The following is a 22,737-nucleotide window of genomic DNA, read 5'->3' as shown; positions in this document are numbered from 1 at the left end:
TTACATTTTTCATTTTTAAAATCATTTTTATTACTTTTACCACATATAATATAAGAAAATGGATTTACAAGGAACAATAAAAAAAGTGACTGATTTGCAGACTTTTAACAGTGGTTTTCAGAAAAGAGAACTGATATTAATGACAGAAGAGCAATATCCACAGCCAATAAGTATTGAATTTCTTCAAGATAAAGCAGATTTACCAACAAAATTCAACGAAGGAGATTCTGTGAAAATTGGTATTAACTTAAGAGGTCGGGAATGGACTTCGCCAGATAATGTGGTGAAATACTTTAATTCTATTGTAGGTTGGAGAATTGAAAAATTAGAAGGGAATAGTACAGAACCAACTGCTGCAACGCCGAGTCCTTCAGCAAACAATACCGCATCTTCTACAGATGTTTTTGCTGAAGAAGAGGACGATTTACCTTTCTAAAAATTTAAATTAAATAATTGAAATCAATTAAATCCTGCCCTTTTGGAGCGGGATTTAACTTTTTGAAAATATGTTTTTATTAAACCCCGAAGTAATTTCCTTTCCAAATCCTTCAAAGTTCCAACCAGAATCTGGTTTATTGGCAATTGGAGGAGATTTATCACCGGAACGTTTGAAGTTGGCTTATGAGATTGGAATTTTCCCATGGTTTAATGAAGGTGAAGAAATTCTGTGGTGGTGTCCTGATCCAAGATTTGTTCTATTTCCAGAAGATTTAAAAATTTCAAAATCAATGGAGAAAATTTTAAAAAGAAAAGGATTTAAGTTTAGTGAAAATCAATGCTTCAAAGAGGTTTTAATTAAATGTCAAAAAATTAAGCGAAAAGATCAAGATGGAACTTGGCTTTCAGATGAGTTAATAGAATCTTTAGTAAAACTTAATCAAAAAAACATCGCACATAGTTTTGAAGTGTGGCAAAATGAAAAATTAGTCGGTGGTTTTTATGGTTTAAAAATAGGAAAAGTATTTTGTGGTGAAAGTATGTTTTCTGAAGTTTCAAATGCATCTAAAGCAGGTTTTATTAATTTTATTTTAAAAAATAAAAAAAAATTGGAATTGATAGATTGCCAAATCCATTCCAAACATCTTGAAAGCTTGGGCGCAAAAATGATTTCAAAAAGCGAGTATTTAAAAATATTAAATAATCAAAATGAGGCCTGAAAAAGAAAAATGGATTTTACTAATTTTGCTCTCATTAATTTGGGGCTCTTCTTTTATTTTAATTAAAAAATCTTTAGAACATTACAATCCTTTTGAAGTTGGAGCTTTACGAGTTTTAATTGCGGGGATAATTCTTTTGCCTTACGCAATTTTAAAAATTAAACTATTCCCAAGAAAACTATTAAAATGGTTAATTCTTGCTGCAGTAACAGGTAATTTTATTCCTATGTTTCTTTTCCCAATTGCAGAAACTAAAGTTTCGAGTAGTATTGCAGGAATCATAAATTCAATGATGCCAATTTTTATCATTATTTTAGGATTGCTCATCTGGAAAACGGAAACCTCAAAAAGACAATTAATTGGTGTTTTCATAAGTTTTACAGGTACTTGTATCCTCACTTTTGCGACAGGTGAAACTGGTGGATTCAAACTTTGGCCAATTTTACTTCTTCTTGTCGCCACTTTATGTTATGCTATAAGTATGACGACAGTGAAAGCCAAGTTACAAAGCATTTCGGCTAAAGTTTTATCTGCATTTGTTTTTTCATTTGTTTTATTTTTACCGTCATTAATTGCACTATTTTTCGCTGGATTTTTTGGTGAATTTAGCTTTGATAAAAACCATTTGGAAGGAATTGGATATGTGTCACTACTTTCTGTTTTCGGAACTGGTCTTGCGATGATGCTCAATTACAGATTGATGAATATTTCTACACCTTTATTCGCTTCTACAGTTACATTATTAATGCCAATTGTAGCAGTAATGTGGGGAATTCTAGACGGTGAAAAACTATCCTTTTTTCAATTTATTGGTGGATTAATAATTATTAGTGGATTAATATTTTTAAGAACTAAAAAAGCAAAAATCATTTCTACAGAAATTCAAGATAACTAAAAGCCTTAAAAAAGTGTTTTTCCCACTGAAAATTTATTTCCTAAATTAGCGCAATGTTTATACAAGACTATATTTCTAAAGATTATCCCGATTTTGATATTGCAGATTCTATAGAAGAAGCAGCGGAAATTGCCAGAGAATTTTCTTATTCTCACGTTTTCGTGACCAAAAATAAATTATTTTTAGGCGCAATAAGTTTGGCTTTCTTAGAGGAAAGCCCAGAAGGAATTTTGCAATCTTTAGAAATTCACTTTGAAAGATTTGCAGTTTTAGAAGACGGTCATTTATTAGATTCTATTAAGCTTTTCCATATTTTTAACTCTAATTTGGTTCCTGTAATTGACAAAGAAGAACGTTATTTAGGCTACATTTCTTGTGATGATATATTTAATGAATTTTCAAAATATCCATTGTTTTCAGAAATTGGAGCTGTGATTATTGTACAAAAAAATTACAGAGATTACTCTTTTTCAGAAATTTCAAAAATAATTGAGGAAAATAATTCTAAAATTTTTGGTAGTTTTATCAGTTCCTTGGAAAGAGATGAGGTTCAAATCACTTTAAAAATTAGCAGTGAAAATCTCAGCTCAATAGATGAAACTTTTGAAAGATATGGTTATGAAGTGGTTGAGAAACATTATGATGATGAAAAAGAAGAGCTATTAAAAGCACGTTTTGGTTTTTTTCAAAAATATTTAGAATTTTAGGAAATGAAAGCAGCTATATATTCTCAAAAAAAAGATCTTGATACTTTTTTATATTTAAGTAAATTCATTTCAGAACTTGCCAAGAAAAGCGTAGAAGTGACGCTGCATGAAGTAATGGTGGAAAGTCTTAATTTTTCTAAAGATTTTCAAACCTTTTCTAATAAGCAAAATCTGCGGGAACAAAAGGTAGATTTGTTTTTTAGTTTTGGTGGCGACGGAACAATTTTAAATGCTTTAATTTTTATCGAAGATTTAGAAATTCCCATTGTAGGCGTTAATACTGGGAGACTTGGTTTTCTTTCAAGTTTTACTAAAGAAGAGGTTTTTAAAGAATTGGATACAATTATATCTCAAAATTACCGTCTAAGTCAACGTTCTGTAATTGAAATTGTAGCGCCCAATTCTGGTTTATTTTTTCCGTACGCCATTAATGATATCAGTATTTCTAGAAAAGAAACCACTTCTATGATTACGGTAGAATCTTTCCTAAATAATGAATTTCTGAATGTTTTTTGGGGAGATGGTTTAATAATTTCTACACCAACTGGCTCTACTGCATATAATTTAAGTTGTGGGGGACCAATTATTTCCCCAGATAATAATGTTTTTGTAATTACTCCAATTGCTCCACATAATTTAAATGTAAGACCTCTAATTGTGAAAGATGATGTGGAAATAAAATTAAAAATAGAAAGTCGCGTGCCACAATATACACTTTCAATGGATTCTAGATTGTGTCACATTGATACAAATATAGAGATTATTTTACGCAAAGCACCCTTCGAAATTGCTTTGGTACAACCAAATAATCTGAGTTTTTATGAAACAATTCGTCAGAAATTACTTTGGGGAAAAGATAAAAGAAATTGATGTTCTCATCATAATTGCTTAACTTTATGGCCTCAAAAACATTACAGAAATTTTAAAAAAATATATTATGAGCAGAAAGTTTCCAGCAGGAGTTGCCACAGGAGAACTAGTAAGTGATATTTTCCAATACGCAAAAGAAAATAAATTTGCTTTACCCGCTTGCAACGTCATAGGATCTAGCAATGTAAATGCAGCGATGGAATGTGCAGCAAAAAATAATGCACCATTAATTATTCAGTTTTCTAACGGTGGCGCAGCTTTTAATGCTGGAAAAGGTTTGAGTAATGAAAACCAACAAGCTGCAGTTTTAGGAGCAATTGCAGGCGCAAAACACATTCATACCTTAGCTGAAGCTTATGGCGCAACTATTATTCTACATACAGATCACTGCGCAAAAAAATTATTACCTTGGATTGATGGTTTAATAGATGCGAATGAAACTTATTTCAAACAATACGGAAAATCACTCTATTCTTCTCACATGCTCGATTTATCTGAAGAACCTTTAGAAGAAAACATGGATATTTCTTGTAAATATTTTGAAAGAATGGCGAAAATCGGTATGACTTTAGAAATAGAATTAGGAATTACTGGTGGTGAAGAAGATGGGGTAGATAATTCTGATGTAGATTCGTCTAAACTTTATACGCAACCGGACGAGGTTTCTTATTGCTATGAAAGATTAAAACAAGTTTCTCCAAACTTTACAATTGCTGCTGCTTTTGGGAATGTTCATGGCGTTTACAAACCTGGAAATGTAAAATTAACTCCGAAAATTTTAGATAATTCTCAAAAATATGTTCAAGAAAAATTTGGAACAGAACACAATCCTATTAATTTCGTTTTCCATGGTGGATCTGGTTCATCATTAGAAGAAATCCGAGAAGCAATTGATTACGGTGTGATCAAAATGAATATCGACACGGATTTACAGTTTGCATACACAGAAGGAATCCGTGATTATATGATTGGAAAACAAGATTATTTAAAATCCCAAATCGGAAATCTAGAAGGTCCAGAAATTCCAAATAAAAAATTCTATGATCCACGTGTTTGGGTTAGAAAAGGTGAAGAGACTTTTATTACAAGATTAACAGAAGCATTTCAGGATTTAAATAATATTGATACACTTTAAAAAAATTATGAATTATAAATTTTAAATTGTTTAAAATCTAAAATTCAAAATCTAAAATCTAAAATCTAACAGATGGCATTCGATTGGTTCAAAAGAAAAGCAAAAAATATCACCACTTCTACGGAAGACAAAAAAGATGTTCCACAAGGACTATGGCATCAAACTCCGACGGGAAAAATTATTGAGTACGAAGAATTGAAAAGAAACAATTATGTCTCTCCAGAAGACGGTTTCCATGTAAGAATCGGAAGTAGAGAATATTTTGATATGCTTTTTGACAGCGGAAAATTCACAGAATTAAATGCAGACGTTGAAAGCATCGACATGCTTAATTTTAAAGATACAAAATCATATAATGATCGTTTAAAAGAGGTAAAAGCTAAAACCAAATTAACCGATTCTATTAGAAATGCAGTCGGCGAAGTTAATGGTGTGAAAATGGTTGTTTCTTGTATGGATTTTGCATTTATTGGTGGATCTCTTGGTTCTGTGATGGGCGAGAAAATCCGTCGTGCAGTCGATTATTGCATTGAAAATCGTTTACCATATATGATTATTTCACAATCAGGTGGTGCAAGAATGCAGGAAGCGACTTATTCATTAATGCAATTGGCGAAAGTTCAGTCAAAATTAGCGCAACTTTCTGAAGAAGGTTTGCTTTATATCGCTTATTTGTGCGATCCAACTTTTGGTGGAATTACCGCATCATTTGCAATGACTGCCGATATAATTATGGCAGAACCAGGCGCTTTAATTGGTTTCGCAGGACCGCGCGTTATTCGTGAGACCATTGGTAAAGATTTACCAGAAGGTTTCCAGACTTCGGAGTTTTTGCAGGAAAAAGGTTTCGTAGATTTTATTGTTAAACGCACAAATATTAAAGAAAAAGTGTCGCAAACAGTTAAGCTTTTAACTAATGTTTAACTCTTTTAGTTAATTAAATTATTAAAAAATCTCTCTTTTATCAGAGAGATTTCTTTTATGAGAACTTTTAAAATTCTTTTTAATGCGCTTCGTTCTCTTACCATCGGAAAACTTTGGAAATTATTTTGGCTTTTTCTGCAACATCCTTTATTTACCATAATCTCTTTTTACGCAACTTTAAAAACTTTTAATATTGCGAAAAAAGAATATCCAAAAACCAATTCTAATGATGGCGAAGGAAATGCTTTTCGTCACGCACTTTGGTGTTGTTTGATCATGATGTATTGTTGTAAAATTTCTTCACCAAAAAAGTCTTTGGATTTTACAAAAAAAATGACGGATTTACACGAAGAGCTTTTTCCAAACAAGCCTTTACAGAAAAAAATGGATCTTCACAACAATAAAATCGGAATGAATTTTTTCATGGAACTTTTGCCAGGAATTCACCGTCAATTTTTTGAAACCTCTTTCTTTATTGAAAAATTAAAAGATAAAACAGCAAATGCTAAAGTTTTAAAAAATCTAAATGATAACTTTGAAGGAAGTTTGGTTTATCTAAATTTTAATGAAAAATAATTTTATTTGTGTTAAATATTTTGATAACTTTACGTTAAAATATTACCTTTATATGAAAAACAACTTTGCAAGCAACAAGCAACAAGCAACAAGCAACAAGCAACAAGCAACAAGCAACAAGCAAAGAAGTAAAATCTCAAGTTCGTAGATTTTTGATATTATTTTCGCTTACGATGATATCATTTCTTTCAAACTTCTACGCACAGACTGTATCGCCTAATAGCCTAAATCCCTATAATATAGAAATAGGACAACAAAATTACTATACTTTTTCTGTCTCTGGTTTACTCCCAAATGCTAATGTTATAAAATGGGAGATTTCTTCGGACATTGATGTTTGTGTAAACGGTAGTCCAGTTGGATACATTAAGAATCTTAATAGTTCTACTTATTCTGTTTCAACTAATGCGACATCAATTACAATTCCTGTACAATGGGGAGATTGTTGTCATTTTGAAAAAACTGCAAAATTAAAAGCAACCGTTACTTATAAAGTGGGTTATGATCAAGGTACAGCCTCGGGTACACAAACCGTAAATTTATATAGAATTCCTTGTAGTATACCAATCACGGGGCCAGATGTTGCTCCAAATTGTTGTTCCTCTGTTCTAACTTATTCTATTGGTGATACAGGAGATGCAAATAAGTTTGAATGGTCAGTTAGTAGTAATGCCCAAATTCTCTCTGGTGCAGGCACTAAAACAATTACTGTAAATCCCGGTGTAGGCAATTATACGGTTGGTGTTCAAGTTTCGCGCATTGGTAACCCTATATACTACAAAACTTCTGTTAAAGAAATCACTAGGACAGATTTAGCAGCAACCTTAACAATACCTTTTTACGAAAATAAATTTCAAAATTTTATTTGTAAGAGTTCTGGTCTTACTGCAACACTCGCAATCAATTCTGGAGGTTGTGCAAATCCAAATATAACTTGGAATGCGCCAAATTGCACTGTAACTTATTTAGGAGGTAATAATTACAATATTGTACCTTCCAATTCATTAGCAATTGGCACTATGGTGCATATTTCTGCAACGGTAAACGTAAACGCTTGCACTGTTACCACACAACAATTTGATTTAAGGGTTTTGGATAGTCAATCTCCAACAACGCCTAATGGATATTTGTATTACACTAATGACGGAGATTTTTGTACCGCAGATTTTTTAGAAATGCATTTTAGCGATGTAGCATTTATTAATGGTAATATTAAAATTACTCCGAATTTTATGCCCGGTCCCGCAGACGCAATTCACTATCGCCCTGGAGTTCAAAAGAAATTTAGAGTTTATAATATTAACTTATGTACGGGAGAAAGTAAATGTAAAGATTATTATATATTTCCTCCTGCTCCTTGCGCAGATCCTTTTGCTAAAAATGCGACATTTTCAATATCTCCAAATCCAGCAGAAAATGATGTAATTTTGGAAAACTTGTCTACAGAAGACTCATCTTACCAAATATTTAATATGAATGGCGCTTTGTTAAGTTCTGGGAAAGTTAAAACAAAAGGTAAAGCAAAAATTAATACTTCTAATTTAAAACGTGGCACATACACGGTTGTTCTTTCATCTAAATCTTCCAAAACATCTAAACAACTAATTATTAAATAATGAAAAAGATACTAATACTTATCCTTTTTTCAATTTTTATCTTAAATATTAATGCACAGGGAGGAAACCAAGAAATCCAATTTGGTGCGAATTTTATGCCTTTTTTACATTGGAAAAAGAATAGTTTCTTAGACAATAGTTCCCATATAAAAGTGAAACCAGCAAAAATAAATGGAATTTATGGAGGTGTTTTTATTGAAAAATATATCAATGAAAACGTAGGTTTTAAAATTGCAATTAATTATGGACAGCAAAAAAGTGAAGTGCAATCTAAATTAGTTGCAAAAGAAAACGGCGTATTCGTGATTGATGAGAAAAACATGTATTTTCAGGTACGATCAAAAAATACTTTTGAATATTTTATTATTCCAATTACCGCTCAATATGCAATTCCTTTAGATAGTCAAAATAAAATTTGGGGTTTAATTGGAGCAGGTCCACAAATTTCAATATTTTCAAAATTTGAAGTTATTAAAGATGGGATAAATCGGGATGGAAGTTTTTCAAATACATTAGGCTCATATAATTCTTCAGACTTTGATTCTTACAAAAAACTATTAATTGGCGGCACTTTTTATACGGGAATAAAGTTCAAAATTTCAGATGCTTTTAATGGTTTTACAAATATAAAGTTTGATTATGATTTTAGTAATGCTTCAAAAGCAAACTGGATTAATAATGAGACTAATCCTAATGAATATGGACAGTTAGAACTAACTGACCCAACATTACCATATTCTTCTGTCAATGCTTCAAAATTTCATAATATGCGGCTAGGTTTTGAGTTTGGTATAGAATATGATTTTAATTAAATAAATTTTTATTAACATTAAAGAACCTCAAAACGAGGTTCTTTTTTTGTTTAAATTTATTTTGAAATTTTTTTATTCTATTGCAATCGTTAAAACACTGAGATTCCAACTTTAACTTTTGTTACTTTTGTGGTTTAAAAACTTTTATTTATGAAACTAAAAATCTTTTTCGTGTTTTTCTCAATCAGTTTGTTTGCTCAAAACCAATATCTTACACCGTTCGAAAAAGGTAATGGCAATCAATCGCCAACTTATAAAGAAGTTGTAGATTATTACGATAATCTTGTGAAAAATTTTGATAAAATTAAAGTTATTGAAATGGGTTTAACTGATTCTGGCGAGCCTTTGCGTTTGGTGATTTTTAATCCAGAGAAAAATTTTGATTTAAAAACTTTTAAAAATAAAGCGGTTATTTTAATCAACAACGGCATTCATCCCGGCGAACCCGACGGCATTGACGCGACAATGATGATGATGCGCGATTATGCGATAGGAAAATTAAAAGCGCCAAAAAATACCATTATTGCCGCCATTGAAGTTTACAATATTGGCGGAATGTTGAACCGCGGCAGTTTTTCGCGTGCCAATCAAAATGGCCCGGAAGAATATGGTTTCCGTGGAAATGCCAGAAATTTTGACTTAAATCGGGATTTTATTAAAACAGATTCTAAAAATTCTGATAGTTTTCAGCGGATATTTCAGGCTTTAAATCCTGCTGTTTTTATTGACAATCACGTGAGCGATGGCGCAGATTATCAATATACTCTAACTTATATTTTAACGAATAAAGAACGGCTTGGAACTATTTTAGGAGATTTTTACCACGGCGAAATGAACGATTGGATTGTGGCAGATTTAAAAAAGAAAAATATCGATCCAATTCCTTACGTTGAACTCGAAGGAAAAACCCCGGAAAAAGGTTTCGAACAATTTATGGATTCGCCGAGATATTCCACAGGTTACACCACTTTGTTCAACACCATCGGAACTGTTCCCGAAACGCACATGCTGAAACCTTACAAAGACCGCGTGAAAGTAACTTATGAAAATATGTTGAGTTACATTGCTTATTTGGACAATAATTATTTAAAAATCAAAGAACTAAGACAGAAAAACCTCGAACAATATATGCCGAAAAAATCTTACGCAGTTCAGTTTGCGTTGGATTCAACAAAATTTAAAATGATTGATTTTCGAGGTTTTCAAGATGGGATGAAACCGAGTAAAATTTCAGGTCTTCCAAGATTATTTTATGATCGAACAAAACCTTACACCAAAAAAATCCCTTATTACAACACTTATAAAGCCACAAAAGAAGTCATAATTCCAACTTATTACGTCGTTCCACAATCTGAATGGACGGTTTTAAATAATTTAAAAAGAAATCACATTCAATTTATTGAGTTAAAAAGTGACAGTTTAATTACCGTTCAGTCTTATAAAATCAAGGATTACAAAACAGTTCCAAAACCTTACGAAGGTCATTATTTACATTATAACACTGAACTTTCAAAAACTACTGAAAAAATAAAATTCCGAAAAGGTGATTATTTGATTCCCGTAAAGCAAAATGGGGTGAAATATTTGCTTGAAACTTTAGAGCCAGAAGCTGTTGATTCTTTTTTAATTGGAATTATTTTGATTCTTTTCTCGGTCAAAAAGAATATTTTTCTTCCTATGTTTTTGAAGATACAGCCGAAAATTTATTGAAAGAAAATCCAACTTTAAAGACTAATTTTGAAAAGAAAAAAGCAGAAGATTCAGAATTTTCAAAAAATGGAAGCGCACAACTCGACTGGATCTACCGCAATTCTAAATATTTTGAAAAATCGTTTATGCAATATCCAATCTATAGAATTCCATAGATTTTGAAAGTCTGTAAATTTCATTAATTCCATAATTTTCATTTTTGTCATTCCGTAGGAATCTCGGCTGTAATTGTAAAGTGTTTTAAAAATCCTGAAAATTCTTGATAATATAAAAAAATCGATTTTCAGCTTAGATTCCTAAGAAATGACAAAGATTCTTTTAAAAACTTTGCGTCTTTGCAATAAACTTTACTAAAAAATTTAACTTATTTTTACCTAAAAATTTTTGAATGGCATTAAGTAAAATCTGGAGCGCTTTTATCATAGTTGCAATTACAATTGCAGGTTTGAAATTTATGACTTCCAATAATTACGGAAGTATTTTCAACGATATGGTTGTAGGAAAAGGCGGCGATACCGTTCATATTGCTTCTAAAAATATGGCAGAAATTACGCCATTCATTCAAAATAAATTAACAAAAAATCCTGATTTTGCTGATAATAGAATTCATTACAAAATAAATTCAGATAAATCTCAAGTTAAGGTTTATCGTATTCAAGAAACTGATGGGGTAATTAACACAAGTGAAGTTGCTGTTAATATTTGTCTTGGTTTAATAGGAATTATGACGCTTTTTATGGGTTTTATGGGAATTGCAGAAAAAGCCGGCGGAATAAATCTTTTAAGTAGAATGATTCAACCATTTTTTTCGAAATTATTCCCGGAAATTCCAAAAAACCATCCTTCTTTTGGACACATGTTACTGAATTTTAGCGCCAATCTTTTAGGTTTAGATAATGCAGCGACACCATTTGGTTTGAAAGCGATGGAAAGTTTGCAGACTTTAAATCCCAACAAAGATCGTGCAAGTAATTCGCAAATTATGTTTCTCTGTTTGCATGCGGGCGGAATGACTTTAATTCCGGTTTCAATTATTGCAATTCGTGCTTCAATGGGTTCTGTAACGCCAACTGATATTTTTCTTCCGTGTATGATGGCGACTTTCGCAGCAACATTAGCCGCGATGGTTGTAGTTTCTCTCCATCAAAAAATTAATCTTTTCCAGCCAGTTGTGATTGCTTATGTTGGCGGAATTTCCGCGATTATCGCACTTTTGGTGGTTTATTTAGTGAGATTAAGCAAAGAAGATTTAGACCAATTCAGCAAAGTTTTAAGTAGTGGAATTATTTTACTCATTTTTATCGCTATTGTTTTAGGCGCACTTTATAAAAAAATAAATGTTTTTGAATCTTTTATTGACGGCGCAAAAGAAGGTTTTTATGTTTCAGTAAAAATTATTCCTTATTTAGTTGGAATGTTAATTGCGATTTCACTTTTAAGAACCTCTGGTGTTTTTGATGTAATTATTGATGGAATGAAATATTTAGCAAATCTCGCTAGTTTAGATACAAGATTTGTAGATGGTTTACCGACTGCTTTAATAAAACCTCTTTCTGGTTCTGGCGCAAGAGGAATGATGGTTGATACAATGACCACTTTTGGAGCGGACAGTTTTCAAGGGAAATTAGCTGCGGTTTTACAAGGAAGTTCAGACACTACTTTCTATGTAATTGCAGTTTATTTCGGAGCAGTTGGAATTAAAAATACACGATATGCAGTTACTGCAATGCTTTTAGCAGATTTAGTTGGCGTTATTGTATCTGTGATTTTAGCGTATTTATTTTTTGCTTAAAAATTGTTTCGTAAAATTGTAAAAGCCTTTGCTAAATAAGTTAAATTGGCGGTTTTCAAGTAAAATAAATTTTCAGCTTTTGGGAGATCTAGCTTCTTATTTGTAAAATTTCAAAAGATTTATTCTATTTAATTCCTATTCAAATTTCTACCTTTGTGCTAAATATTAAAAATGATACAAGATAAAGATTACATTATTAGAATTGTAAAACAATTTTCAGAATTTCTTTCTAAACTTTTATTAGGCAAAAATGAAGGCGAACTTACAGAACAACAAAGGGTTTTCGATACCAATATGAATGACACTTTTAAAATGGATTTTGAAACCTTGGCTGCAAAGTCTACCGATGAAATTATTAAATTAATCGAAGCAAAAGACAGCGGACATCAAATCCCATTTTTTGAATTAGCAGGACATTTATTCTATTTCAAAAATAAAGAAAATCCAAATCCCAATTTTACTGAAAAAGCACTTAAATTCTATGAAATTTATCTTCAAAAAAGCGGCATTTTCTCCATGCCAATTATGAGTAGAATTGGTGAACTCAAAAAAGTATAAAATTTAATGGAAGAACTAAATTTATTGCTATCTGAAAAAGAAATTAATTTAAAAGAATTAAAGAAAAAGCACACACTTTTAGGATGGTTTCGCGTAGTAATTTTTTTGGCAATTTCTTATTTCTTACTAAAATTCTTCATTTTTGAAAGCGGTTTAGAAATTCATCTTTATCTAGGGATTTTCTTCATTTTTCTATTTTTTGTGCTTGGTGTTTTTTTGATTAATCTAAAACAAAAAATTAATTTTTTTAAAAATTATCTGCATATTGGAGCTCAAATAAATAAAAAAACTGAATTAGAAACTGGTCTTGATTTTGAAGAAAATATTGATAATCATCCTTTTGCAAAAGATTTAGATATTTTAGGAAAAAATTCGCTTTTCTCAAATTTGAATTATTGTGAAACCGTTTTAGGCAAAAATAAACTCAAAAATTTTCTTTTAAATTTAAGTTTAGAAAAGGAAAAAATAATTACAAAACAGAAATCAATTGATGAACTTTCCAAAAAAACAGAATGGAATATTCATTTTTTAGCTTTAGCAAAATCGCTCAATATTGAAGGAAAAATAAGACATCCAAAAACCACAAATATGGTTTTTGAAAATGCACTTCCTGCTAAAGTTGCGGTTTATTTAGTTCCGCTTTTAACCTTGGTAACTTTAGTTTCTTTAATATTCATTTCGATTTCGAGTTTATATTTAACTATTATTTTTGGTGGGATTTTAATTATTTCTCGCATTATTTTACTAATATATGCTAAAAAAACCAATAGTATTTCTGAGACTTTAGCCTTCAATTCTGAACAATATGAACAATTTTTAGCGGTTTTTTTACACATCGAAAAAGAGAATTTCGAACAAAAACTTAATGTTCAACTTCAAAGTAAATTTATTTCGGGCAAAAGTAAATCTTCTAGAAAAGAAATAGAAAAATTGGCTCGTCTTTTAAGAAATTATGAAAACGGAAATAGCAATATCGGTGTAATTTTAAATAATTTTTTCCTGTGGAAACTTAATTTTGCAATGAAAATTGAAAATCAAATTAAAAATATTGAACAAGATCTACCGCAATGGTTTGAAGCATTTGCAGAATTTGAAGCTTTAATTTCGCTCGGAATTTTTAGATTTAGAAATCCAAAATATATTTTCCCAAAAATTTCAGAATCGGGAGAAAAATTTAAAGCCGATAAAATAATTCACCCGCTTTTACGACAAGAAAATGTGGTTTCGAATAATTTTGAAATTACAGAAACTACAGAAATCTCCATAATTACCGGCGCAAATATGACGGGGAAAAGTACTTTTTTGCGAACTGTGGGAATTAATTTGGTTCTCGCAATGAACGGCTGTGTAGTTGCAGCAAAAGATTTTTCTTTTGTTCCAATGAATTTATTTACTTCAATGCGAACCAGCGATTCTTTAAACGATGGAACTTCATATTTTAATGCAGAAATACTACGTTTGAGAGTTTTAGTAGAAAATTTAGAAAAAGGAACACCTCAATTTATCATTTTAGATGAAATTTTAAAAGGCACAAATTCTCAAGATAAATTAACCGGATCAGAATTATTTCTTGAAAAATTGATGAAAAACAACACACTCTTTTCTTGTTTAATCGCCACGCATGATTTGGATTTAACGAAAATTGAAGAAAAATCTCCAACTAAAATAAAAAATTATTGCTTTGAACTTCAAAACTATAATGGAGAACTAGAAACAGATTATAAACTTCAAAAGGGCGTTACCAAAAGTATGAATGCCATTTATCTGATGAAGAAGTTTGGAATTATTGATTGAATCTTTATTTTTTTTGCAACATCTCTTTTAGTAAAGTGATTTGCTCATCTTTAGCTTTTATTAATTCCTGGTAAACTTCTTTATTTTCTTGGTGCAGGTTTTCTACCTGTTGATGGCCAATTGCATTTTGATTATCATATACGTTATATACGTTCTGTTTGCTTAATTCTAAAAGTTCTGCCACATCTATTTCTAATAATTTAGAAATGGAAAACAACCGGTCTATTGTCATTTTTGTAGTATTATTTTCTATTTTTGCATATGAAGCTTGGTTTAAATCTAATTGATGCGCCATATATTCTTGGCTGAAACCTTTTAGCTCTCGGTGTTTTCTTATGTTTTTACCTAAAATGTTATTCATAATTTGAATCTATTAGTCGCAGATATAATAAATTATTCATAAAACGAATAGCTTAAAATAAATTTTCTTTCCAACTTAGCGAAATGAAAAAACATGTGTACAATTGTTTTTTATAAAAAATTAATATTAACTTTAAAAAATGAAAAAATGAAAAAAATCTATCAATATTTAAGTGTAGTAACTTTATTAATAATTTTAACAACTTACTCTTGTAACAGATCTGAGAATGAAACAGTTCTAAATAAGATTACACCAACCTCAGAAAGTCTATCAGAAAATTCAGATTTTCAAAACCTAGTATTGTTAATTGAAAATCAAGCAAATAAAACGACCAACCTAACAGAACTAAGAATTTTGCATAAAAAAAATAAGTTAGACGAAGCAGAAAAATTAAAATTTTATCATTTTTTAGGTTTTAAAAATGAATTAAGTTTTATACAATATGAAAATGATATAATAGCAATAAATAATAAACTTGCTCTTACTTATGATTTCACAAAGTTTACCGAACCACAGAAAACAGATTTAATAATTGGAGCATTAAATAAAAGTAAAATGACAAGTAGTAAAGCAGGACCTTGCGAAACAATATATTCAGGCTGTAGAAGATCTGCATTAGGAGTTCACATCGCAACAACCGCCGCTTGTATTGCGGGCGGAGTTGGAATTGCTGGATTATCATTTGGAATTGCAGCTCCATTAGGAGGAGCTTTAGCAGGGGCTTGTGCCGCTGGTTCTCAAATTGCATATGAAGGAAATATTGCAGTATGTAATGGTAATTATCAACAATGTCACAATTAAATCAGATGACAACAAAAACACACAACAATCAAATATTTCTAATTATTCTTTCAGGTTTAATTATAGGCTTCAACAAATTTATATTTGAAAATCCTAAATATTTCATTCCATTATTTGTTATAATTTTCGTAATATATATTGCAGAAAACATCATTAAAAAAAGAATTTATAACTTCTATACGATTTTCATTAGTGTTTTTTTAATTTTTATATTAATTATGCAGTTTTATTTTCTAAGTTTGAAAATTTAAGAACACCATTTTTTCACTTTGAATTTGAAATAAAATTCCCAACATAAGTTTATGAAAGGGAATTTTTTGGTAAATACCGAATATTGAGTCGCTTAATAACCGAACGAAAATAAAATTTTATTATTAAAAAAGTGCTAATTCTAATTCTCTTTTAAATATTAAATTATTTTGTAGATTGCATATATACAATACTTACAGGCGGACAAAGACAAAGAATTGCAATTGCAAGAGCTTTATACAAAAATCCAGAAATTCTCATTTTAGATGTAGCCACTACTTCATTAGATGGTGAAACTTTGTATAAAAGTAGGTGGCAAAAACAAAGTCTTTCTTTAGACTCTTTGTAACATTTCTCTAAAAAAAGCAACCAATTCTCTAAAACATTCTATGAAAAAATTCATTTTAGTTTCTCTTTTATTTTCTTCCACTTTTGCGTTTGCTCAGAAGCAATGGACTTTACAAGAGTGCGTGAATTATGCTCTGCAAAATAATTTGCAAGTAAAACAAAGTGATTATTCTAAAAAAAATCAGGATTTAAATTTAAATATGGCAAAACGCCAATATTTACCATCGGTTTCAGGAACAATAAGCAATAATGCGAGTTTCGGTCAAAACCAAGATGTTTTTGGAAATATTCGAAGAAATGATAATTTTAATAACAACCTAAATGTTGGTGCTAATATTTTACTTTTTAATAACGGAAGATTAGAAAAACAAATCAGAAAGTCTCAATTTGATGTAGAAGCAAGTCAATTTGATACAGAAGCCACAAAAAATAATATTTCTTTACAAATAGCACAGCAATATTTAACCGTTTTATTGAATAAAGAAATTACAAAAATTGCAAAAAGCAGTTTAGAAAACGCACAAAAAGTTTATGACCGTGCAAAAATTACCACTGACGTTGGAACAACTCCACAAACGATTTTAGCAGAAGCAGATGCGTCTCTTGCAAGAGAAAAACAAAATGTGAATACCGCAGAAATTAATACTAAAAGAAGTCTATTTTCTTTAGCACAATTATTACAATTATCAGATTATAAAAATTTTGATATTGTAAGTGTCCCAATTGATGGTCAGTTAGATGCGCCACTTTATTCAGCAGAAAATATTGTAGAAAAAGCCACTACAGATCAACCAGAAATTAAAGCTGCTGAAAACAGAATCTTTTCGGCAAAGGCAGAAACCGAAGTTGTAAAAACAGCTTTTTGGCCAACAATTTCAGCGACTGCAGGAATTGGAAGTTTTTACTATAATTCCTTAACAACTAATACAGTGGGTGTAGATTTAGCAGGAAATCCAATCAGAGAGAAGAATCTTTTCAACCAATATTCTAATAATTTCGGACAACAATTAGGCTTGTCTGCAAATATTCCTATTTTTAATAAAGGCATTACAAAACTTCAAGTAGAGCAATCGAAAATTAATGAAGACATTGCAAAAAATAATTTGGAACAGCAAAAACAGACCATTAAAGAAAATGTTCAGAAAGCTCAGTTTGATGCAGAAAGTAATTATGAAAGTTATCTTGCAGCACAAGCAACTGAAAAAAGCAGCAAACTGGCCTTAGATTTCGCGGAAAAAAGTTATGAAGCTGGGAAAACAACTATTTATGATTTAAGCAATGCGAGAAATAATTTTGCTAATGCGCAAGGTTCTGTAGCTCAAGCAAAATATAATTATCTATTTAGTTTAAAACTTCTTAATTTCTACGCTGGAATTCCTTTAAGCTTATAAATGTCGATTCAAATTCTGCAAAAATATTTGCCCGAAACGGCGTTTCCTTTTTTGAAAATTTGGTTTGCAAATCATCAAATTCACATTCATATTTCTCGAAATCGTAATACAAAACTTGGAGACTATCAAAAATTAAAAGACGGTTCTCATAAAATTTCCGTAAATCACAATTTACAACCCGAACTATTTTTTTTTGTTTTGACACACGAATTGGCGCATCTTATTGCATTTGAGAAATACAGAAAAATTTCTCCACACGGTAAAGAATGGAAACTTACTTTCCGTGAAATGTTGCTTGAAAGTTTAAGTGTTTATTCTGCAGAAATAAAACCACACATTTTACAATTTTCGAAATCACCAAAGGCCAATTTTATGGCAAGTGGACCCATTGTAAAATTTTTTCACAAAGATGATTTGTCTGAAAATGAAATGTTTATAGAAGGACTTGAAATGGAAGATTCATTTTTATACCGTAAACAAATTTATAAAATTCGGCAGAAACTTAAAAAGAATTATCTTTGCGAGAATCTAAATAGTGGCAAAAAATACATTTTTAAAGCACTTGCCAAAGTAGAAAAAATTGAAAATAATAATGGAAATTAATAATCAATACTGCGTCATAATGGCGGGTGGAATTGGAAGCCGTTTTTGGCCCATGAGTACGCAAAAAAACCCGAAACAATTTCAAGATATTTTAGGAACGGGCAGAACAATGATTCAGCAAACTTTTGATAGAATTAATAAACTGATTCCTGCAGAAAATATTTTTGTAATTACCAATAAAGAATATATTGAAATTTCACACCATCAATTGCCCGAAATTCCTTTGGAAAATATTGTGGGAGAGCCGGTTATGAAAAATACTGCTGCTTGTAATCTTTATATGCTTAATAAAATAGAGCAAAAAAATCCAAGAGCAAATATTATTATTTTACCTGCGGATCATTTAATTTTAAAAGAAGAAGTTTTCATAAATAAAGTAGAAAAAGCATTTGAAATAACTGAAAATAATGATTATTTGATTACATTAGGAATTAAACCTACTCGTCCAGATACAGGTTATGGTTACATTCAGTTTATGGATAAAAAAAATGAATCTGTTTTTAAAGTTAAAACCTTTACAGAAAAGCCAGATTTAGAAATAGCAAAAACATTTTTAGAATCTGGAGATTTCCTCTGGAATGCAGGGATTTTTATTTGGAATGTAAAAAGCATTAAAAAGGCTTTCGAAAATTTAATGCCCGAAATGACACAACAATTCTCTGAATGTGAATATAATAGTGAGGGAGAAAATGCTTGTATTGAAAGAATTTATCCAAAAGTAAATAAAATTTCTATTGATAATGGAATTTTAGAAAAAGCGAAAAATGTCTATGTAATTCCTGCAGATTTAGGTTGGAGCGATTTAGGAACTTGGACGTCAGTTTATGAAAATGCTACTAAAGATGAAAACCAAAATGCCTTTAAATCTAAACATATTTTAACCTATAATTCAAAAGGAACTATTATTAAATTAAAAAATAATAAAGCGGCCATTATTGACGGACTTGAAAATTATATCGTAATAGACACAGAAAAAGCACTTTTAATTTGTCCAAAAGAGAACGACCAACTTATTAAAGATTACGTTTTAGAGTTGAAAAATTTTAAGAAAGGAGAAAAATTTATGTAAATAAATTTATTTCTACAGAATTTCTCTTTTATCTTGTATACCAATAATTTTACTTAATTTTAATAAATAATTATTAAAAATGCTGGTAAAAATATTCGGTAGTGCAATCCACGGCGTTTCTGCACAAACTATTACTATTGAAGTAAATGTTGATCAAGGAGTTGGTTATCATTTGGTTGGATTACCAGATAATGCAATAAAAGAAAGTAGTTTTAGAATTTCTGCAGCATTAAAAAATGTAGGATATAAACTTCCAGGAAAAAAAATCACCATAAATATGGCGCCCGCAGATTTGCGAAAAGAAGGTTCTGCTTATGATTTAAGTATTGCTATTGGAATTCTTGCAGCATCTGACCAAATAAAAGCAGAAAATCTAGGTGATTATATTATTATGGGGGAACTCTCTTTAGACGGCGGTTTGCAACCATTAAAAGGGATTTTACCAATTGCCATAAAAGCAAGAGAAAAAGGTTTCAAAGGTATAATTTTACCAAAACAAAACACCAAAGAAGCCGCGATTGTAAACAGTTTAGAAGTTTACGGCGTCGATAATATTAAAGAAGTTATTGATTTTTTTAATGAAGGTACTCCAATTGAAAGAACCGTAATTGATACACGAAAAGAATTTCAAGATAAAATAAATTTTTTCCCTTTTGATTTTTCTGAAGTAAAAGGACAAGAAAATGCAAAACGCGCGATGGAAGTTGCAGCTGCAGGAGGACACAATATTATTATAATTGGACCGCCTGGAAGTGGAAAAACAATGCTCGCAAAAAGACTTCCAAGTATTTTGCCTCCATTAACATTGAAAGAAGCTTTAGAAACTACAAAAATTCATTCCGTTGCAGGAAAAATGGGAACGAACACAAGTTTATTAACAGTTCGCCCTTTTCGGGCGCCGCATCATACAATTTCGGATGTTGCATTAGTTGGTGGCGGAAGTTATCCGCAACCTGGAGAAATTTCTTTGGCGCATAATGGTGTTTTGTTTTTAGATGAAATGCCAGAATTTAAAAGAACCGTTTTAGAAGTAATGAGACAACCTTTGGAAGATAGAGAAGTAACAATTTCTCGTGCGAGATTTTCAGTAAATTATCCTGCAAGTTTCATGTTGGTTGCTTCTATGAATCCAAGTCCAAGCGGATATTTTCCGGATGATCCCAATAATACTTCTTCAGTTATGGAAATGCAGCGTTATATGAATAAGCTTTCGGGTCCACTTTTGGACAGAATCGACATTCATATTGAAGTGCAAAAAGTAGAATTTGATCAATTAACGGACAAAAGAAAAGGAGAAAATAGTTTGCAAATTCGGGACCGTGTTTTAATTGCGCGCGAAGCTCAAACTGAGAGATATAAGGATTTAGAAATCAACTATAACGCACAAATGGGACCGAAAGAAATAGAGAAATATTGCGAGTTGGATGAAGTATCTCAAAATTTAATTAAAGTAGCGATGGAAAAATTGGGGCTTTCTGCAAGAGCTTATGATAGAATTTTGAAAGTTTCTAGAACCATTGCAGATTTAGAACAAAGTGAAAAAATAAATTCTTCTCATATCGGCGAAGCAATTCAATACCGAAGTTTAGACAGAGAATTTTGGAATGCTTAAAGGTTAAAATGGAATTATTTCAAGAAGATTTTTCAACTGAAAAAAATTATTTACCATATGACGGAATGGTGAACTATTTTGGAACAATATTCTCAGAAGAAGAATCTAATCATTTTTATTTAAAATTATTAAATGAAATAGAATGGAAAAACGATGAAGCTATCATTTTTGGGAAATTAATTTACACTAAAAGGAAAGTCGCTTGGTACGCCGATGAAAATTTTAACTATACTTATTCTAAAAGAACGAAAAAAGCTCTGAAATTTACTGAAGATTTGCTTTTTCTAAAAAATTTAGTAGAAGAAAAAACAAACGAAACTTACAATTCTTGCTTGCTAAATCTTTATCATTCTGGTGAAGAAGGAATGGCTTATCACAGCGATGGAGAAAGAGATCTTAAAGAAAATGGTGCAATTGCTTCCTTAAGTTTTGGTGCAAAACGAAAATTTTCTTTTAAACATAAAACTACAAAAGAACGCATTGATTTTAATTTAGAACCCGGAAGTTTATTAGTAATGAAAGGTGAAACTCAAAAAAATTGGCTTCATAGATTACCTCCCACAAAATTGGTAAAAACGCCAAGAATAAATTTAACTTTTAGAAGTATTAAGAAATAATTTCAATAAATTATTGACTAATAAAAGGTTTAATAATTTTCTTTTTCAAATTTTTATCATCATCCACAAAACCAAAATTATAAGAAATCCCGACTCCTAAAGTTTGTTTCATCTGTAATTTCTGAATTTGATCGTGATCATAAAGTAAATCCAAAGTAACTAGAGTGCTAATAAATTTATTAAATTTCAAATTCAGAACTCCGCTGTAACCTACATCTACACGCTCCGGATGAAAAAGGTAATTGGTGAAAAAATTAAGATTATTGGTAAAACTTACGTCTTTATATATTTTTAAACGATACTGAAAACTGAGCATCGCCCCCAATTCACTACGTAAATTTTGACCATCTCTTTCCAATCCAAAATTTCCAGCTTTTTGTAATTGAGGATCTGCAACAACTGTAAATTTCCCATTTATCGGGCGAAAAATAATCTGAAAATTTTCTTCTGGATTATATGAAACACCGAGACCAACATTAATATAAGCGGGCGCTAAAAAAGTAGAAGTTCTATCCGCTTTCGTTGGATTTGGAGTTGCGCTATAATTATAACCCGGCATAAATTGAGACAGAAATTGAAAACCCGTGGAGAGATAATAATTATTGGCTAATTCATAACCGTAATTCATACTCAAATTCATATAATCCTCTGTTTTTCGGGTAGATTGCCCCGCAGTGGCTACCAAACCATAACCCATTTTAATACTATAATCCAAAAAGTGTCGGTCTTTTTTGTAATTAATTTGATAACTAATTTTTCCAATCACACCTATATTATTATTCCCTCCTGAATTCCAATTAGAAAAAGAAGATTGGTTAAAAATCAAAGTATTTTGTCCATAATAAAACCAAGTTTTTGGATCTTTTGTTCTAAGAAGATTAAACGGAGTTAATGGAATTTCTTGCGGCGCTTGCGGAATTAAAAACTGCTTTTTAATTGCAATCGTATTAACTGGCGCAAGATAAACTCGGGATAGTTTAACTTCAGAAAGACTGTCCAAATGAGCTGAATTTTTTTTCCATTGCAGTTGATTTAAAGAATCAATTGACTTTAAATAAGAGGTTTGCTGTGATTTTACAAAACCTATAAACATCAAAAATAAAAATATCAATCTCATCTAAATTCTTTAGTATTGACTGC

21 protein-coding genes and 2 pseudogenes are annotated in these 22,737 nt (G+C 30.7%); 21 read left to right on the top strand and 2 right to left on the bottom strand.

Annotated features, from left to right (window positions below):
• Positions 1-58: 58 nt before the first annotated feature.
• The 14 genes and pseudogenes from ACN0WB_RS01660 to ACN0WB_RS01595 all read left to right on the top strand — a co-directional run bounded on the left by ACN0WB_RS01660 (position 59) and on the right by ACN0WB_RS01595 (position 14,546).
• A complete protein-coding gene (locus ACN0WB_RS01660; protein ID WP_417428188.1) occupies positions 59-436 on the top strand; it encodes a DUF3127 domain-containing protein in 378 nt (125 codons plus the stop codon).
• A gap of 70 nt (positions 437-506) precedes the next feature.
• Complete coding sequence (aat, locus tag ACN0WB_RS01655) at positions 507-1,157, top strand: leucyl/phenylalanyl-tRNA--protein transferase (protein ID WP_417428186.1); 651 nt, start codon at positions 507-509, stop codon at positions 1,155-1,157.
• Positions 1,147-2,052: a DMT family transporter gene (locus ACN0WB_RS01650; protein ID WP_417428184.1), complete on the top strand. Its 906-nt coding sequence runs from the start codon at positions 1,147-1,149 to the stop codon at positions 2,050-2,052. Before aat ends, ACN0WB_RS01650 begins: the two co-directional genes overlap by 11 nt.
• Before the next feature lie 53 nt (positions 2,053-2,105).
• The gene (locus tag ACN0WB_RS01645) at positions 2,106-2,759 is read left to right on the top strand and encodes a CBS domain-containing protein (RefSeq protein ID WP_417428182.1); all 654 of its coding nucleotides are present in this window, start codon (positions 2,106-2,108) and stop codon (positions 2,757-2,759) included.
• Between the two features lie 3 nt (positions 2,760-2,762).
• Positions 2,763-3,629, top strand: a complete 867-nt coding sequence (locus ACN0WB_RS01640) for an NAD kinase (RefSeq protein WP_417428180.1) — start codon at positions 2,763-2,765, stop codon at positions 3,627-3,629.
• 67 nt (positions 3,630-3,696) lie between these two features.
• Positions 3,697-4,764, top strand: a complete 1,068-nt coding sequence (fbaA, locus tag ACN0WB_RS01635; RefSeq protein ID WP_417428178.1) for a class II fructose-bisphosphate aldolase — start codon at positions 3,697-3,699, stop codon at positions 4,762-4,764.
• A 72-nt stretch (positions 4,765-4,836) separates the two neighbouring features.
• Positions 4,837-5,688, top strand: coding sequence for an acetyl-CoA carboxylase, carboxyltransferase subunit beta (accD, locus tag ACN0WB_RS01630; protein ID WP_417428176.1), 852 nt, complete (start codon positions 4,837-4,839; stop codon positions 5,686-5,688).
• 57 nt (positions 5,689-5,745) lie between these two features.
• The gene (locus ACN0WB_RS01625; protein ID WP_417428175.1) at positions 5,746-6,264 is read left to right on the top strand and encodes a DUF6973 domain-containing protein; all 519 of its coding nucleotides are present in this window, start codon (positions 5,746-5,748) and stop codon (positions 6,262-6,264) included.
• A gap of 65 nt (positions 6,265-6,329) precedes the next feature.
• On the top strand, positions 6,330-7,880 hold the full coding sequence (locus ACN0WB_RS01620) for a T9SS type A sorting domain-containing protein (RefSeq protein ID WP_417428173.1): 1,551 nt from the start codon (positions 6,330-6,332) through the stop codon (positions 7,878-7,880).
• Positions 7,880-8,692 (top strand): outer membrane beta-barrel protein, encoded by an 813-nt coding sequence (locus ACN0WB_RS01615; RefSeq protein WP_417428171.1) that lies wholly within the window; start codon positions 7,880-7,882, stop codon positions 8,690-8,692. Before ACN0WB_RS01620 ends, ACN0WB_RS01615 begins: the two co-directional genes overlap by 1 nt.
• A gap of 150 nt (positions 8,693-8,842) precedes the next feature.
• Positions 8,843-10,557 (top strand): annotated as a pseudogene (locus ACN0WB_RS01610) (hypothetical protein).
• Positions 10,558-10,790: 233 nt separating this feature from the next.
• Positions 10,791-12,194, top strand: a complete 1,404-nt coding sequence (locus ACN0WB_RS01605; protein ID WP_417428169.1) for a nucleoside recognition domain-containing protein — start codon at positions 10,791-10,793, stop codon at positions 12,192-12,194.
• Between the two features lie 171 nt (positions 12,195-12,365).
• Positions 12,366-12,752, top strand: coding sequence for a hypothetical protein (locus tag ACN0WB_RS01600; protein WP_417428167.1), 387 nt, complete (start codon positions 12,366-12,368; stop codon positions 12,750-12,752).
• A 6-nt stretch (positions 12,753-12,758) separates the two neighbouring features.
• Complete coding sequence (locus ACN0WB_RS01595) at positions 12,759-14,546, top strand: MutS-related protein (RefSeq protein ID WP_417428165.1); 1,788 nt, start codon at positions 12,759-12,761, stop codon at positions 14,544-14,546.
• A gap of 4 nt (positions 14,547-14,550) precedes the next feature.
• Here ACN0WB_RS01595 and ACN0WB_RS01590 read toward each other — a convergent pair whose 3' ends face one another.
• Positions 14,551-14,907: a helix-turn-helix domain-containing protein gene (locus tag ACN0WB_RS01590; protein WP_417428163.1), complete on the bottom strand. Its 357-nt coding sequence runs from the start codon at positions 14,905-14,907 to the stop codon at positions 14,551-14,553.
• Positions 14,908-15,054: 147 nt separating this feature from the next.
• Between ACN0WB_RS01590 and ACN0WB_RS01585 the strand changes: the two genes are divergently transcribed.
• From ACN0WB_RS01585 to ACN0WB_RS01555, 7 genes and pseudogenes are all read left to right on the top strand, one after another.
• A complete protein-coding gene (locus ACN0WB_RS01585) occupies positions 15,055-15,708 on the top strand; it encodes a hypothetical protein (protein ID WP_417428161.1) in 654 nt (217 codons plus the stop codon).
• Positions 15,709-16,150: 442 nt separating this feature from the next.
• Positions 16,151-16,255: pseudogene (locus ACN0WB_RS01580) on the top strand (ATP-binding cassette domain-containing protein); the annotation flags it as partial.
• Between the two features lie 91 nt (positions 16,256-16,346).
• Entirely contained in the window at positions 16,347-17,696 is a 1,350-nt protein-coding gene (locus ACN0WB_RS01575; RefSeq protein ID WP_417428159.1) for a TolC family protein, read from the top strand.
• Positions 17,697-18,299 (top strand): SprT-like domain-containing protein, encoded by a 603-nt coding sequence (locus ACN0WB_RS01570; protein ID WP_417428157.1) that lies wholly within the window; start codon positions 17,697-17,699, stop codon positions 18,297-18,299.
• Positions 18,289-19,368: a mannose-1-phosphate guanylyltransferase gene (locus ACN0WB_RS01565; protein ID WP_417428155.1), complete on the top strand. Its 1,080-nt coding sequence runs from the start codon at positions 18,289-18,291 to the stop codon at positions 19,366-19,368. Before ACN0WB_RS01570 ends, ACN0WB_RS01565 begins: the two co-directional genes overlap by 11 nt.
• 79 nt (positions 19,369-19,447) lie before the next feature.
• Positions 19,448-20,980 (top strand): YifB family Mg chelatase-like AAA ATPase, encoded by a 1,533-nt coding sequence (locus tag ACN0WB_RS01560; protein ID WP_417428153.1) that lies wholly within the window; start codon positions 19,448-19,450, stop codon positions 20,978-20,980.
• Positions 20,981-20,988: 8 nt separating this feature from the next.
• Positions 20,989-21,597 carry an alpha-ketoglutarate-dependent dioxygenase AlkB family protein gene (locus tag ACN0WB_RS01555; RefSeq protein ID WP_417428151.1) on the top strand — a complete coding sequence of 203 codons (609 nt, stop codon included), beginning with the start codon at positions 20,989-20,991 and terminating at the stop codon, positions 21,595-21,597.
• A gap of 10 nt (positions 21,598-21,607) precedes the next feature.
• On the opposite strand, the gene ACN0WB_RS01550 is transcribed toward ACN0WB_RS01555, so the two are convergent.
• Positions 21,608-22,714 carry a DUF3078 domain-containing protein gene (locus ACN0WB_RS01550; protein ID WP_417428149.1) on the bottom strand — a complete coding sequence of 369 codons (1,107 nt, stop codon included), beginning with the start codon at positions 22,712-22,714 and terminating at the stop codon, positions 21,608-21,610.
• Positions 22,715-22,737 lie beyond the last annotated feature (23 nt).

This window comes from Halpernia sp., from assembly GCF_048269545.1.
Taxonomy (GTDB): domain Bacteria; phylum Bacteroidota; class Bacteroidia; order Flavobacteriales; family Weeksellaceae; genus Halpernia.
The sequence above is the reverse complement of the archived record's forward strand: the minus strand, read 5'-3'. Positions and strand labels throughout refer to the sequence as shown.